Below are 15053 nucleotides of genomic sequence, written 5' to 3'. Positions count from 1 at the left end.
AATTATTTTTCATCCTCCTGCTCTGACTGTTGCTGACCACGACGTTGTTCATCTTGCTGTTCATCGCGGAAATACAGCGGATTCTCCGATTCCAATAAATGATGGTTGTTCTGTAACGCCTGCTGAACTTCCACACTGTCAGTCATGGCAGTCAATTCACCAGCAGTAGACACTTCAAACTTCACCGTTGGGCTGTCTTTCCACTGAGTAAAGGTGTAACTCAAGGTACGACGCCCGGTTGTTGGCTCACTTTCTGCACGTTCCGGCATTGCGGCCATCACTGTCTGAGCGGTGGTTTTAACCTCTTCAGGTTGAGTGACCATAGGTGCCTGTGTCGCCAATGGCTGTGCGGCCATTTGTTGGTTGGCAAACACCGGTGATCGATCACTGCTTAACGTACTTTCCTTTTTTTCCGCTAACGGCAAAGAAGGTGTTGATTCACCCTCAGGCTCAGACAAAACCACCATCGGCTGTTCAACTGCTGAACGAGACATGTTTGGCATATCCTGAGAAACCGAGGTGTAAGACTTCTCTTCTTTATGTTCCGTCCTGATAGCGCCAGAGGAGGCGACGGATATTGTCGGTTTCTCCGGGTTATCTCTGGTAGTAGCAACCAAACGAGGCTGCGGCTGTTCAGCGTGACTCTTCGGGATGACATTCGGCTGAGTCAATGTTTCTGCCAGTTTGGTCAATACGTCTGCCGTCACGACGCCACTCAGTTTGTCCACAACCGGCTTGGCACGCGTTTCTACCCTAGCCAGCGGTTGCTCTGCTGACTCATGTCCCTGCACTGAAGCATTTAGTTTCTGTGAAGCATCCGGTTTCTGTGCCGATACCCGCCCAGTCTGTTGTGCGATATTCGGCAACGCCATCTGTTTACTTAATGGCATGGGCATGCTGTTTACCATCATCATCGGAGCAGAAACTGAGGGTGATAACTGCTCCTCGGCCTGTTTTTTGCGCTGCTTTGCCCGAGCCAGCAACTCCGCCATTTTCTTTTGCACGTCCTGTTGCACTGATTTCACTACCTGCCCATTATCGCTGCGCAATTTTTCTGGCCGAGATACGGCGGCAGGTTCATCTGTTCGAATATCAGTAGAAGCGCTATGAGTTACCTGTTTTATTGCCACCATATGTGGATAGCTCCTCAATTTCGTATTGCTGTTGAAGTTCTCTATTTAAACGTCTTCTGCTACTTTCGCGCTTTAGATAAGTTCGGAATTTCTCACACCGAGTGTCGATTTCCCGTAACTGGCGCTGCATCTGCCGTTGCCTCTTTTCGAGTGCTATCTGTTCCGACTGGATATTCTCCAGGTCATATAACTGACGAGCAATTTCCGCCAATAAAGCAGCCTTATGGCGTTGGCGTTCAAAAAAGGCTTCGCGGGTCAACTCAGCAGATTGGTCATACAGGCTACTTTGAGCTTCCATAACCTGTATCCGTGTGCGGATATCATGCTGCTGTTGCAGCAGCTCCTGTAACGAGCGCCGCAACAACTGCTGCTGTTGTTTGACTCGTTCCAGCCGCCGTTCCGTTAGGCTCAGCAGATTTCTTACCATTAGTCTGCCAACTCACTGAGTTGATTGAGTGTGGCGGAAAACTCACCAGGCTCTTCCATCGCTTGTTGCAAGAAGCCTTCAATAACCTCTCTATTATCCAGTGCATGATCGTTGTCGATATTTTCACCGCGCTGATACTCACCGAGATCGAGATAGAGTTGAATTTGTGCCAATCGCCCAAGCATATCGCGGGTTTTCGCCGCGTCCTGACGATGCTGTGCAGTGGTGACTTTGGAAAACACACGGCTGATGCTGTGCAGAATATCAATCGCCGGGTAGTGACCACGCCCGGCGAGTTTTGCACTAAGGTAGATGTGGCCGTCGATTATCGAGCGAATTTCATCACCAATCGGGTCGGATTCTTCTTCGCTCTCCAATAGCACGGTATAAAAAGCGGTAATAGAACCATGCTGCAATGCGCCGGGACGTTCCAATAACAGTGGCAACTGCTCGAAAACTGATGCCGGATAACCGCGCCGGGCGGGAAGTTCCCCCGCCGCCAATGCCACATCGCGCAAGGCACGGGCATAACGCGTCATGGAATCGACAAACAGCAGTACATCTTTGCCCTGATCCCGAAAATATTCCGCCATCGCCGTTGCCAGCAAAGCGGCATTGCAGCGCTCAACCGCCGGGCTGTCTGAGGTGGCGTACACCAGAATAGTTTGTGCGGCACGCGGGGAGGCCTGCAATTCATGAATGAATTCGGTCACCTCGCGCCCTCGCTCACCAATTAGCGCAATAACACAAATATCCGCCACCGCATGGTTCATAATCATGCTCATCAGGGAGGTTTTACCGCTACCTGCTGCGGCAAAAATCCCCATCCGCTGCCCCTGGCCACAGGTGAGCAGGCCATCAATCGCCCTGACCCCAGTCACCAACGGCGTGGTAACCGGTCGACGCAAATTGACACTGACCGGCGGGCTATCAACCCGACACTGCGTGGTGAATAGCGGTTCTGACGATGCCGCTGCATGGCTAAGCACGCCCACTTCTTCTCCGGCAGCGTCGTAAATTTTACCCGCCAGATGTTCGCCCATCTCAAAAACAAAAGGCTGGCCGGTGGGACGTATCACTACTTCACGCGTCAGTCCCTGTGCTCGCCCAATCAAACTCAGAATAGTTTGCCCTTCCCTAAACCCTACCACCTGAGCTTTAGCGATCACTTCCGGCTGACGCAAATCACGTTCAATAAAACAGATTTCACCAATAAAGACCCCATGTAACGGGGCCTCTAGCAAGCAACCATGGATGCGCGATGGGTGCGCACAGCTATCAAAGAGATTCATAAATCAGCCAGCTAACATGGTGGTTAATCGATGACTGCGCTCATAAAACTCATTTAGGCTGTCAGCAAATAACTCTGCATCATTCATTGCTTCTTCACGCATCACCGCGGAAAGTACCAGGCTGTTATCCATAAAACTCAATGCGGGCTGCCCAACCTGGAAATTACGCGGGGTATATTCCAGTAGTTCGCTTAACAATGTTTGACCCAATGCTTCAAGATGCCCCATTTGGCATTCAGACAAATTGCTCCACAAAATAATATCGTCGGTTAGCAGATCAACATTAATAGGTGGAGCCTCATTCAGCTCTAACTGAATAGTTGAATGACAATCAAGCTGTGAGTTAATTAACTCCTCACGACCTTCAGTGGATAAAAAAGAATTCAATGCTTCAACAAAACGGTATTTCATGGTAGTTCTCCTTACACGGTTTTAATTACATTCACTTTCACTGTCTCGGAGATCTCATTAAATGAGAGCACCTCCAGTTCAGGAAAACGACTCTCAAGAATTTTTTTCACAAAACGACGAATATCCACTGGCACCAGCACATTCATATCTCTAATGGAGAGATAACTGTTTTCCACTGCCTGGGCAAAAGCCTGAATAATGTCATCGGTTTTTTCCGGGGCAAGGCTTAGGAAGCCGCCGCCAGAAGCCTGACGAATCCCTTGGCGAATCATGTCTTCAAACTGATCGTTAATCATCAGAACATTCAAACGTCCATCGGTCGCAAAACGGGATGAGATATAACGTGCCATTGCACCACGTACATATTCCACCAACATCATGCTGTCTTTCTCTTTTGGCACCCACTGCACCAGGGTTTCCAAAATTAGTTTCATATTACGGATGGAAATCTTTTCCATCAGCAAACGCTGAAATACTTCGGTAATCTTTTGTACTGTCGCGTGGCGATAGCACTCTTTTAATAATTCTGGATATTTCTTTTCCAGATCGTCTAGCAGGTTTTTGGTTTCCTGAATCCCAAAGAACTCATTAATATGATGTAGTAATAAAGTTCCGATACAGTCGATGATTTCACTAATATCATCACGTACCATTAAACCTAGTTGTTTAATCTCATCCGCATGTTTACTGGCAACCCAAGTACTAACAGCACCATGCTCATCGCTAAAGTGAGTTAAATCCAGACCCAAATATTCCAGTTCGTCGTTAACCGTCAGAAGACGCAAACCACCAAAGCAAATATTATAATCACCGGCACGGATTTCATTAATCAGCACAATGATTTTGTCGCTTGGCACTATCGGTGAATAGTTAATTGCAATATCAGGGATACGGTAACCATAGCGCACGAAAATATCTTTCTTGATACGTGACAGGAAACTATGTTCCTCCAGCAATGACTTATGTATCTGGCTTACCGAAATAATAATTGGCAGCGTTTCTGGTACATATTCATCTTCTGAAATCTGACTTTCTCGTCGAGTCTCACCTTCAGCCACTTCAGAACTGACTTCAGCATCACTTTGTTCATCACCGGAGAGACGTTTTTTCTCTTTGCGCTTCTGTAACTTGCGATACCACAGTAGCGCCACCATTAACCCGGATAAGAACAGGAAAATGAACGTTGGAAACCCGGGCAGAAAACCGATACTAAAGACAATAATAGCGGTGATTAAAATGGTGAAATCTTTGGCAAACAGCTCAGAGACAATATTTTCACCGAGGTTTTTATCATTACCGCCCACGCGAGTCACAATAAAGCCCGCACTGATGGAAATAAGCAGCGCTGGAATTTGCGCTACCAAACCATCGCCAATGGTCAGCAGGGTGAAAGTGTTCAGTGCCGTAGGCATATCCATGCCCAATTGCGCCATCCCGACGGAAATACCACCAATCAGGTTGACAAAAATAATGATAATCCCAGCGATAGCATCGCCTTTAATGAATTTCATCGCGCCATCAAAAGAGCCGTACAGCTGACTCTCATTTTCCATATCACTGCGTTTTTCTTTTACTGTTGCCTCATCAATCACCCCGGCACGCAGATCAGCATCTATGCTCATCTGTTTACCTGGCATCGCATCAAGTGAAAAGCGTGCTGCAACTTCAGCGATACGCTCAGAACCTTTGGTAATCACAATAAACTGCACGATGGTCACGATAGCAAATACCACCATCCCGACGACCAAATTGTCCTGAATAACAAATTCGCCAAAAGTGGCAATAATGTCTCCAGCATCCGCTTCCAGCAAAATAAGACGGCTGGTACTGATGGATAACGCCAAGCGGAATAAGGTCGTAATCAACAAAATTGAGGGGAAAGACCGAAAATCCAGTGCACGGGTAATATAAAAAGATCCCATAAAAATCAGCACCGAAATCATAATGTTCAGGCCAATTAACAGGTCTACCAAAATCGTCGGTAACGGTATAATTAACATGGCAATGACCATCACCATGATGACTAACACCAATAATTCAGGACGATTGCGAATATTTAATAATAATTCGCTAATTTTATTCATGGAATATTCTCTTCTTCGTCATGTAATACCCGTCGAGCCATAACAAGCTCTTGCTCCATAAGATGGCTCATATATTCTCTCAATCCGTCAATAAGATGCTCACGATCTTCCAACGAGGGGAAAATACCTACCGGCAATATAGAAAAGGCAATAATCAAAATTTGCAAAAAACACGCGCGCATATCCGTGCTTAAGGCGCTGAGTTGCGTCGAATAAAAAGCAATTAAGTTTTCATTAAAATTATCTTGGCCACGAATGGCACTGGTAAATAATTTACTGAGCATTTTCTCGCCGCTCAGACTAATAAAAGCAAAACCCGTATGTGCAAAACGTTGGCGGAATATGCCGTCCAAAGACTGCATCTCTCTTAATCGGCTAATTCGATTAAATAGAGCACCAAATTCGCTGACATTAATGTTCCCCAATGGCAATACTTGTAAATCACAGGCCAAGGCTCGAGCCAGATAACAGATGATACTTTCACGCTCCTGAGCCGTCATTTCATCTACCCATTGCTCATAGAGATAAATCGCTGGGCCGTCATAACTGAGAAACTCGCGATATAACATTCTCAAGTTACCTGCCGACTGCTGCATTTTTTGCGCAAAGGCTTTAGCTACCAGAGCGATATTGATGCCAGCCTGGGCACTGCGATCGAGGTCTTCTGCCTCTAACTGCTCACGCAATGCTTCCAGTTGCTCAAGCTGCTTACGTTTTAACCGGCTGCGCTGAATCAATGCGGCTAACGCCATCAACAAATCACTGGTATCAGTAAAGAATTGCAGTAAAAAAGCACGTAACTGCTGCGGCGTCATAAACTTGCTATTAAGCGCAGTTTCAACTCGCAGGATTTTTTCATCCGCCTGCCCATCCAAAATACGTTCCGAAAAACGTGTCCACTCTTCCTTGTTGTCGGTTGTCGGGCCGCGGCGGCGAACATGGCTGGCCGCCAACATGGACATCGAGGCATATTCACTACTGTTATCAATGACTCCCTGTCCACGCCCTGCTTCATCAGCATCATCACTGGCCTGGGCCGCAGAACTACTTTTGTCACGCTGGCCCACTAAAAAGCGTGCGTTACCGCCAACTGGCCCTATTGCCACGGCTGACTCGCATACTTTTTCAGAAACTCAACAGTGCCGCGCAACTTGCTATCATGTTGGGTCAAACGCTCACTATCAGAGAACTGTCGGCCATCCCAGGCTTCGTTTTCATCCAGTAAACGTGGCTGAATCAAAAAGATACGGATCATTTTTTGCTGGTTATGCGAACGGTACTTAAACAGATTACCCAGCAGTGGAATATCGCTTAACAGCGGAATACGTGTTTCACCTTCTTCAACCTGATCACGGGTATATCCACCAATCAGCAGGCTTTTATCGCGGCCAATACGGGCCACTGTATTGATATTGGTGCGGTTAACTTCCGGCAACCCGGCGATATCGGCAACCTTGCCCGAGTTGTCACGATTCAACCCACCATCTTCAATATTGACTTCCATTTCGACACCGCTCCCCCCAGAAAGGCGCGGCAATACACTGATCATGGTGCCATAGGTCACTTGCTCCAGTGTCGCTACCCGATCCCCTTCCACCCGGGCATAAAAGCTGGTGTTGTTATCAAATAGCGCCGGAACATTCTCTTGCGTCAGGATGACCGGACGAGAAACGATACGGGCGTTACCGGTTTTACTGATAGCATCAATTTGTGCCAAAAACGTTTTACTGTCGCTCAACGTACTGCGGTTAAAAGTGACTGAACCGCCGGCCACTCCGATATTCCCCGCTTCCCAGCGCACCCCCAGATCGTCCACTTTGCTTTGCGTTACATCGATAATCCACAGTGATAATTCCACCTGGCTACGACTATTATCCAGGGTATGAACTAACTGACGAACATAACGAATCTGTTCTGCACTACCCTTTACTACCAGACTATTGCTGTCGGGATAGGCTACCAGCGAAAACGGGCTGCTGGTTTTAGTAGCAGCGGCGAGCTTGACAGCACTATTCCCACCATCAAGTGATGGCGGCACCGGAAAACCGGCCTCTACCTTTGGTTCGCCCTCTTTCGGTTGTATCGTCAGAGTACTTTCTGCCGTACCATTGTTATCTTTAAACAGTGCATTAAGTGCGGTTAACATCCCTGGAATGGTGATGCTTTGTCCACGTTGGCTATAAGTACGATCGGTGACCGATGAGTGTTTTAACGGAATAACTGCCACTTCACCGCCACTGGCCAAATCTTCCTGCTTAACGCGTTCATCCAGATATGCAGCAGCGGCACTGATCAACTCCACATACAACGGTGGCCCTGAGACAAACAGTAAACGGTTATCACCCTGGGTGCGCACCGGGAAACGTTTATCGTAAATCCCAGTTTGCTGAATATAGTTAAGCACCTGCCCACTGCCAGCAGCCTGAGTGTGAACAATGACACTGCGCATTTCGCTATTGTCATAAACATAGATCCCGGCACCATCGTCATACCACACCAGTGCCATACGTCGGGACAGTGATTTAAACATCTCATCAGCATTCGCCAGATTAAAGTTCCCAGTCACGCGCTTTTGTGCCGCCAACTTACTGAGAATAATCGGCTTCTCCAGCCGCTCAGCGACAGCATCAAACAGCTTGCCGACCATGACATTATTCGCGACAAAGGAGTCATTCACTTTTTCCTGCCCAACGGGCAATGCGGTAATTACCTCAGCGTTGACATGACTCATATTGCCCGCCAACAACAAGAGTGAAAAATAGATCACTCCTTTGTATTTAACTTTCATATAAAATAGACTCCAAACGTCTTATTTCTGAGGGTGTTAACCCCAACTCTTTTTTGAGATCATTAGTAAAATGCGAGGCCGAGCAATATCCGGCATCGAGGCCCACATCCAGGATTGAACCTTCACTTTCTATAAGCTGTAATACGGCTGATGCCATACGCACGCTCATCATTTTTTTCTTAGCCGTCGCCTTAAAGCTCTCTCGATATAATTGCCTGAAGTAGGCCGCAGAGACGCCATAGCGCTGGCTTAAATAATTAATACTGACATTATCTTTTTGTTCCGAAGACGATAATAAAAAGCACATCATTCCGTAGGCTTCATATTTCCTTAATAGATCGCACCAAGTATTGAATTCCATTTGGTTGCGCATTATTAAATCAATCACGGTGTTATTTACTGACATTGGGGTCGTACAATTAGTCATATCGATGGAAATCACTTCTGACCACGGTTGCGCCGCTACAGATGATTTCCCCCCAGAATCCAAAAATGATTTACCCAATGCAGAATCAATCGTTGCGAGGATCTCGGTGAAACTGGCTAACGTGATGCTGTGCAAAAACCAGTGAGTTTTATCTCGCTCAATTTCGTCGGGGTTATTGCAAATAAACAGTGAAGGTTGAGTAATTAAGACGCTGTTACCCGAATACACAGAGCGAAACGTCAACGCCAGCGCCTGTTCATCAGGTACAGCCAACACCAGGCTATCCTCCAGGGATAAACAATGGGCCACTGGTGTTACCGGCTTAATGTCATTATTTATTGCTGTCATCGTTCTTCGTCTCCAGCTCGTTATTTGAGTTGCAACACAATGAACGATGATGTCGATTTATTAAACGGAATCACTCGGAATAGCCATTACTCCTCTTAGGAATCCCTTCAGTCAGAAATAGTCAGGTCAATTCCGCTGACAAAAAATTCGCACTCGGTTTTACTTAGCGCCAATTTGGTTCAACGAGAAAATATTATGAGGGACACAGACAACCGCGTCTTGATAATGAGGATTGCCAGTGGGCCTCTAAGCGGTAATGAATTAATGCTCAAAGCAGGTAACCACCGGATAGTTATTGGCCCTGAGCAAAGTTATGCAACAGAAACAGATAGCGATGGTTTCACTACCTATTATTTACCTGGTGAGCATGGCAATTACGAATTAACCCTTGCTTGTGACGATGACGCAACTTCAACGTCTGAAGCAGAGAACATAGGGCAGTGGTATATCACTCTGAGCGGTGATTGCCCTGATATTAAGCAACCGGTGATATTTCAGGAAGTGATGCTGGCCGAGCAATTTCCGGTGGTGATCAAAATGCTGAACACCCCGTGGAATAGTGAAGAGAGTTCGGCTCTTAACCTGCAAACAGCCGATGTGGAAAACGCAGTCAGTGATGCCCGTACTAGCCCATCTACTGAGCGTAACCTTAATCCGGTTTATGTGGCCGGAATTATGCTTGCCGTACTTGCTACTGTCATTGGTTGGAAGTTGATTAACTACAACAGTGAAGCACGCCAGGTCAAAACGTTAGAAACGTTGCTGCATGGAAGTAGCTCACCGTTGACAGTTACCACCACTGGCAATGGTCAGAGCCTGGTGCTGGTAAGAACACAGCGTGATTTAGATTGGAGTACCCAACGTTTACTACGGGAACGTTATCAAGAACCGGTGGTATTGAAAAAAATCACCGAGTTGGAAGAAGAGATAGAAACTGAGCTGGGCAAGAAATTACCGGGCCTGTTGAAAGTGGATTTAACCCTCCCTTGTCAGCCGGTGATTCGCTGGTTGAAGGGCGATTATCCCGCACCAGATAATAAGTTGATTAAGCAGACACTGACAGGTTTTCTCGGATGTCCGGTAAAAAATCAGTTAGAGAGTTACACCGCAACCGAATTGATGCACAAAGCAGAACAAGGTTTGACGGAAAGCAATGTGCCTTGGCGGGTAAATAATAAAAGCGGAACCTCTGTTTTTATCATTAATGCCAGCCTTAACGATAAGCAGGCGCTATCGGCAATTGATTTTTCCAAACATTTCACAAAGAGATATGGAGTGCGTCATATACAGTTCTCTATATCTTTGAGTACGAATCATCTGGCAGGAAAGTCGCTCGTTAATAATCCGAACGGCTATGTTCTACTGGATAATAACCACTGGTACTTTAATCCAGTGACATTTTAAAACTAACACTAAATAACGAGGATTTTATTATGAGTAATATTGGACTTGATTCAGTAGGTAATTGGGAAGTTAACAAACTAGAGACAAATGCTGCTTCACCAGTATCACAATGGGGGATGCAATATCGAGTTGGCGCAAAAATGAACCCTCAAGTTAAAAAATTGGCAGACGAGCTTGATGGCTTACTTTCCAAGGCAAATCAAGAACTTGATAACCCTGAAGTGCTGGCAAAAATTGCTTCAGTTAGTGGCCACTACAATAGTGCACGTCAAGCGCAAAGCAGTATTATGAAATCTATTAAAGACACCGCTCAGTCGATTATTCGTAATATGTAATTTTATTATTACCTCATATTCCCAAGTAATTGGAGTGACAGCCAACGCCTCTGTAACACCAATTACTTGGGAAATGATATTACGCAATTATTAAGGATAGTTTATGTCAATGTTTATCAATATTTCTCCTGCTGTACAACCAGTAGTGGAACAGAATATTCCTGCAATAACGGCGGGTGGCTCGGTAGAAGATCGAGTAAGAAGCCAGTTTGCTCATTACAGCGCAGCCGCCAGCCAGGAAAAAGCCGCGATTATTAATCAGGCAAATCATGGCGATATGACAAACCCTGGTGAGTTATTAAAATTACAGAATCGGATGGGCAATTATAGCCTAGGTATCAATTTGATCAGTACGCTGACCCATAAGAGTGCCTCTGCCATCGACTCTGTCTTAAAAGCCCAGTAAATCATGAATAAGCTGACAAAATTTCTGCTGATAAGTACTTTCTGTCTGCTGTCTGGTTGTGATAACCAGGTGCTGCTCACCGAACTTAGCCAGCGCCAGAGCAATGAAGTTCTGGCAGTCCTACAAGAAAATGGCGTGGAAGGCACACGCAGGGAAAACGGCAAACTGGGTAATTCCATTAAGGTCGCGCGCAGTGATTTTGTTACCGCAGTGGATTTGCTACGTCTGTACAACCTGCCGTCTAAAGAGTCAGTGGAAATTATTCAGGCGTTCCCAGGGGACTCATTGGTGGCGTCACCACAGGCGGAACGCTCTCGTCTGCTGTCCTTAATTGAACAACGACTGGAACAATCGCTACTGACCATTCCCGGCGTGGTGAATGCCCGAGTCCACGTCAGTTATCCTTTAAATGGCAATAATCGGGTCAAAGAGCCACAGCAGGTTTCAAGTCTGGTGACTTATTCCGGTAATGAAGATCATAAACTGATGATGAGTAAAATTAAGTTATTTCTCACCAACAGTTTTGCCGAGGCCAGCTTTGATAACGTTTCGGTCGTGGTAGTTGAACGCCCGCCATTACAGCGTCAGGTCAAAAATGAGCCAGAGTTCCCCGTCCCGCCGGTACTACTGATTGGCATTGCTGCCGCGCTGATAACCGCTGCCGGTGCCATTTTGTTACTTTGGCGTCGTAAGCAACAAAATAGTCAGAAAGAAGTACCGCCGGGCAGCACGGAGCAAAAAACATGACAGTTCATCCCGGTAGGTTGGGTTTCGCTTGCCAGCATAAAATCTTGCTGGCACCGGGTAGCTACTTTCACGCAGAGCATAGCGGTATTGATTATCCCGCCCTACCTCAGGTGTTGCAACAAGCCCATAACCAGCGCTTGCTGACGCAGTATCAACTGCCGATGCCTGACCGAAATACGCTGCCGTTGCCCGATTTTATTGTTGAACATTGGTCGCAATTACCCAAGGTTGCCTGGGCGCTGGGGGTACTGTTGCACCCAGCGCCACTACCGTGGTGGGTGGAAACATCCCAATATGCACAACTGCATCAACGCGTGAATGTAAATTTCCGCCAACCGCAGGAGACACTATCATCGCCGCAAACACTATTGGCGACAGGTGCGGCCCAATTACTGGCGGGCCTGGCACCCTTTGGCCGCGTCTATACCGTTCGTGCCAGTTATATGTTCAGTGCCATAACCCGACAATTAATGGAAGCGCCGGTGAAAAATGCCCTTCCGTGGAATGTGATAGAAGGAGCCTGCCGCTATGTCACAACAATCTGAGCTGGATATCCGGCAAACCGCAGTTGAAAAGGTGCTAATTAAGCATCAAGCCATAAAAGCGAGCCGCTATCAAAAAATAGTGACAGCACAGGCCAGAAAACAGGCCACAGAATACTGTCAGTTGGCTCAACAAGAGGCAGAGGAAATACAACGTATTGCTTATCAGCAAGGTTATCAGGATGGGCTACAAAAACTGCTAGCCGACCTTTTACTCGGGTTGGAATCTAGCCAGCGTCAATATCAACAAGCAGTGGCAAGTAGTGAAGCCCGCTTGCAGACACAATTGGAGGAGATGTTTGGCGACCCACGGATGTATGAAATTATCAGTGAGCACTTTATTCGGCAACATCCTGAATCCACGCGGATTCAGATGCACCTGCCCCCCTCATTGCTGAAAAAACTAAAACCCGTGTTGGTAAAAATTCAGCATATCAATGTAGTTGGTGGTACGGAGGAGAGTATTGCGCTGGAGGTCAATAATGAAATCCTCCATTTCTCCCCACAGAGCGCGGCACAACGAACATTGCCGCATATTTTATCTCTGCCGGCGCGCTGCACTATTTTGCAGTCCAAAAAGGCGTTGTACCAAAAATTTTCCGAACAATTCAGTCAATCAGGAGATGCACATGACAATTTCGATGATTCAATCTGCGCTAAAAATGACAGCAGCAATCACGGACACTAAATCAGTTACTAACACGGTACAGCAGCGAGTGGCACAAGCATGGCAGGCCAGTCCGGGTGGAGCCTCCCCCACTACGGAGAAAAAGGAACCAGGGCTACAACTGTCGACAAAGGAGCAAGCGGCAATTGATGAGTTTATCGAAAAGATGCGCACCACAGACATGAAAAAAAAGGAAGAAAAGAGAGAATTATTCAGCATGCTCAATAAAAAACTAATCAGTTTGTCGTCAGCTGAACGCGTTAGTTTTATGACCGGATTGAGTGTAACAATCAAGGACTCCGAGGTGCCAGGAGATGAGACTTTACTGAAAGAAAAGTTTAATCCGGTTTATTCCCTGTATCTCGCAAACGATATGTTCTTAACCCAAATGAAAGAAGAAATCTTCTCCAAAATGGGCAAAGTGCCTAATGAAGACGATGACGATTCAAACGAATTTTAAATTTATATCCCTATGAAAAATATTATTTATTATTTATCAACTCTGCTATTTCTCAGCCCTGTTGTAGCCCAGGCTTCATGCTTATCAAATGCAGCTATACGCTGGGATGTACCAGAAATTATTCTCGAGGCGATTATTCTTCATGAATCGGGGGGTCAGCCGGACGCCCGTAATACGAATAAAAATGGCAGCCATGATTATGGCCTGATGCAGATTAATACCGTTAATATTGATCCGCTAAAATCCCAAGGGATCATCAAGGATAAACAGGCGCTGATGCACCCTTGTACCAATATTGAGGCTGGAGCCTATTTGCTGAGCCAGAAGTTTAAGAAACATGGCTATAGCTGGCGCGCCGTGGGTGCGTATCATTCAGAAACCGCCCATTATAGAGATAAGTACGCCAGCAAAATTATGAAAATCGTCAGTTCCGGCCCTGATTTTGCCCAAAGAAACGCGTCACTGTTAAGATCTTCCCCAACATTTTAATATTTATCACCAAAAAGAAGTAAAATCCTCAAACACACAGAGAGCACTCTCCAAACGCATGGAGAGTATTCTTTAATATACCCATATTAGTCTTCTGCCGTTGAGAACCTTTTAAGGAGAAGGTATAAAACACGCCTTGAACTTAGTTAATCTTTTACGAAGGCGAAAATATTATGACCAATACCAATAATGAACTGACTCCAGCCAACATTATTTTAAGTGAAGGTGTTATTTTTAATTCCTGGAAGAGAACCTTGACCCAACAAGAAACTGTCGTGGTACTTTCAGAAAGTGAATCATGTCTGTTAAAAATGCTACTGGATAAAACCTGTAGCAAAAGAGAAGTCATGTATGCAATTTGGGAAAAGCGCGGCGTTATTGTGACTGAGAGCAGTTATTATAAACTTGTCAGACAATTACGCTGTTCATTTAAGAAAGCCAATTTGGATGAAACCCTGATTGCCACTTTACCAAGAATTGGTATTTCCTATACGGGAGCCATACAAGCAGTAGCGGCCGAGCCTACATCGGTAGCCCCGAAACAGAACAAAGTTGTGCGACAGAAAGGCATCATTGATGCAGTCATTACAACCTGTACACTGGCTATCGCAGCAACTTGTTCTTATTTTTATATTTTTACCGCAGGATAATCCGATGAGATCTTTTTTTAATACTCGTACAAATAGTTATTCCTATTGTTTAATTTTATTACTGTCTTTGATTTTATCTGGCTGTACTCTTCCGTCTGGCAATAGCCATAATTATAATGGGGATTACGTTCAGGGAAATATTAAAAGCAATAATAAGATAATACCTGAAAATGTTAAAATCACGTTCACTCTTTCTCAGAATAAAGCCTCTGGAGAAAAAGAATACACACTGCATGAGTATAGTTTTATGACTCAAACAAAAAGTTTTACAATTCCATTTCGCTTGCAACTACCGAATGAGTTATCATTATCTTCGCAGCCTCTTAATATCAGTGTAAGGGTAGAGAAAGAGGGTGAATTGATAATGATGAGTGATAAACTCACGCCGCTCCTACGTCAATCAGGTGAAAAGTTATTACTGACAGTAAATGACAGTTAGCGCT

General features: G+C 45.7%; 18 protein-coding genes. 10 read left to right on the top strand and 8 right to left on the bottom strand.

Annotation, left to right across the window (positions count from 1 at the left end; genetic code table 11):
• Positions 1-2: 2 nt before the first annotated feature.
• Genes FTB31_RS10800 through FTB31_RS10765 form a run of 8 tightly spaced genes read right to left on the bottom strand, consistent with a single transcriptional unit; the run spans position 3 to position 8910 of the window.
• On the bottom strand, positions 3-1133 hold the full coding sequence (locus tag FTB31_RS10800) for a SpaN/EivJ family type III secretion system needle length determinant (protein WP_227731365.1): 1131 nt from the start codon (positions 1131-1133) through the stop codon (positions 3-5).
• The gene (locus FTB31_RS10795; RefSeq protein ID WP_227728992.1) at positions 1105-1560 is read right to left on the bottom strand and encodes a hypothetical protein; all 456 of its coding nucleotides are present in this window, start codon (positions 1558-1560) and stop codon (positions 1105-1107) included. Before FTB31_RS10795 ends, FTB31_RS10800 begins: the two co-directional genes overlap by 29 nt.
• Positions 1560-2852, bottom strand: coding sequence for a type III secretion system ATPase SctN (gene sctN / locus FTB31_RS10790; protein WP_077175119.1), 1293 nt, complete (start codon positions 2850-2852; stop codon positions 1560-1562). Before sctN ends, FTB31_RS10795 begins: the two co-directional genes overlap by 1 nt.
• A 3-nt stretch (positions 2853-2855) precedes the next feature.
• Positions 2856-3263 (bottom strand): InvB/SpaK family type III secretion system chaperone, encoded by a 408-nt coding sequence (locus tag FTB31_RS10785; protein WP_077175120.1) that lies wholly within the window; start codon positions 3261-3263, stop codon positions 2856-2858.
• Positions 3264-3274: 11 nt separating this feature from the next.
• A complete protein-coding gene (locus tag FTB31_RS10780) occupies positions 3275-5347 on the bottom strand; it encodes an EscV/YscV/HrcV family type III secretion system export apparatus protein (protein WP_077175121.1) in 2073 nt (690 codons plus the stop codon).
• Entirely contained in the window at positions 5344-6453 is a 1110-nt protein-coding gene (sctW, locus tag FTB31_RS10775) for a type III secretion system gatekeeper subunit SctW (RefSeq protein WP_077175122.1), read from the bottom strand. The genes FTB31_RS10780 and sctW overlap by 4 nt, the downstream gene beginning before the upstream one ends.
• Positions 6444-8135, bottom strand: a complete 1692-nt coding sequence (gene sctC, locus FTB31_RS10770) for a type III secretion system outer membrane ring subunit SctC (protein WP_077175123.1) — start codon at positions 8133-8135, stop codon at positions 6444-6446. Before sctC ends, sctW begins: the two co-directional genes overlap by 10 nt.
• Complete coding sequence (locus FTB31_RS10765; RefSeq protein WP_139343729.1) at positions 8125-8910, bottom strand: helix-turn-helix domain-containing protein; 786 nt, start codon at positions 8908-8910, stop codon at positions 8125-8127. Before FTB31_RS10765 ends, sctC begins: the two co-directional genes overlap by 11 nt.
• A gap of 195 nt (positions 8911-9105) precedes the next feature.
• On the opposite strand from FTB31_RS10765, the gene FTB31_RS10760 reads away from it, so the two are divergent.
• The 10 genes from FTB31_RS10760 (at position 9106) to FTB31_RS10715 (ending at position 15049) form a co-directional block, all read left to right on the top strand.
• Positions 9106-10314, top strand: a complete 1209-nt coding sequence (locus FTB31_RS10760; RefSeq protein ID WP_227731364.1) for a PrgH/EprH family type III secretion apparatus protein — start codon at positions 9106-9108, stop codon at positions 10312-10314.
• A gap of 29 nt (positions 10315-10343) precedes the next feature.
• A complete protein-coding gene (locus tag FTB31_RS10755) occupies positions 10344-10649 on the top strand; it encodes an EscF/YscF/HrpA family type III secretion system needle major subunit (protein ID WP_077175125.1) in 306 nt (101 codons plus the stop codon).
• A gap of 103 nt (positions 10650-10752) precedes the next feature.
• Complete coding sequence (gene sctI, locus FTB31_RS10750; protein ID WP_227719349.1) at positions 10753-11055, top strand: type III secretion system inner rod subunit SctI; 303 nt, start codon at positions 10753-10755, stop codon at positions 11053-11055.
• Positions 11056-11058: 3 nt separating this feature from the next.
• Complete coding sequence (gene sctJ, locus FTB31_RS10745; protein ID WP_077175126.1) at positions 11059-11802, top strand: type III secretion system inner membrane ring lipoprotein SctJ; 744 nt, start codon at positions 11059-11061, stop codon at positions 11800-11802.
• A complete protein-coding gene (locus FTB31_RS10740; protein WP_077295343.1) occupies positions 11799-12347 on the top strand; it encodes a hypothetical protein in 549 nt (182 codons plus the stop codon). The genes sctJ and FTB31_RS10740 overlap by 4 nt, the downstream gene beginning before the upstream one ends.
• Positions 12331-13032: an HrpE/YscL family type III secretion apparatus protein gene (locus tag FTB31_RS10735; protein WP_077295341.1), complete on the top strand. Its 702-nt coding sequence runs from the start codon at positions 12331-12333 to the stop codon at positions 13030-13032. Before FTB31_RS10740 ends, FTB31_RS10735 begins: the two co-directional genes overlap by 17 nt.
• The gene (locus tag FTB31_RS10730) at positions 12974-13471 is read left to right on the top strand and encodes a hypothetical protein (RefSeq protein WP_227719350.1); all 498 of its coding nucleotides are present in this window, start codon (positions 12974-12976) and stop codon (positions 13469-13471) included. Before FTB31_RS10735 ends, FTB31_RS10730 begins: the two co-directional genes overlap by 59 nt.
• 12 nt (positions 13472-13483) lie before the next feature.
• Entirely contained in the window at positions 13484-13960 is a 477-nt protein-coding gene (locus FTB31_RS10725; protein ID WP_227719351.1) for a lytic transglycosylase domain-containing protein, read from the top strand.
• 173 nt (positions 13961-14133) lie between these two features.
• Positions 14134-14610 carry a winged helix-turn-helix domain-containing protein gene (locus tag FTB31_RS10720; RefSeq protein ID WP_077175130.1) on the top strand — a complete coding sequence of 159 codons (477 nt, stop codon included), beginning with the start codon at positions 14134-14136 and terminating at the stop codon, positions 14608-14610.
• Positions 14611-14614: 4 nt separating this feature from the next.
• Positions 14615-15049, top strand: a complete 435-nt coding sequence (locus FTB31_RS10715) for a YbaY family lipoprotein (RefSeq protein ID WP_077175131.1) — start codon at positions 14615-14617, stop codon at positions 15047-15049.
• The last annotated feature ends 4 nt before the right edge of the window (positions 15050-15053 follow it).

Origin of the sequence: Yersinia proxima (genome assembly GCF_902170785.1) — a bacterium.
Taxonomy (GTDB): domain Bacteria; phylum Pseudomonadota; class Gammaproteobacteria; order Enterobacterales; family Enterobacteriaceae; genus Yersinia; species Yersinia proxima.
This window is presented reverse-complemented; position numbering and strand designations above follow the sequence as displayed.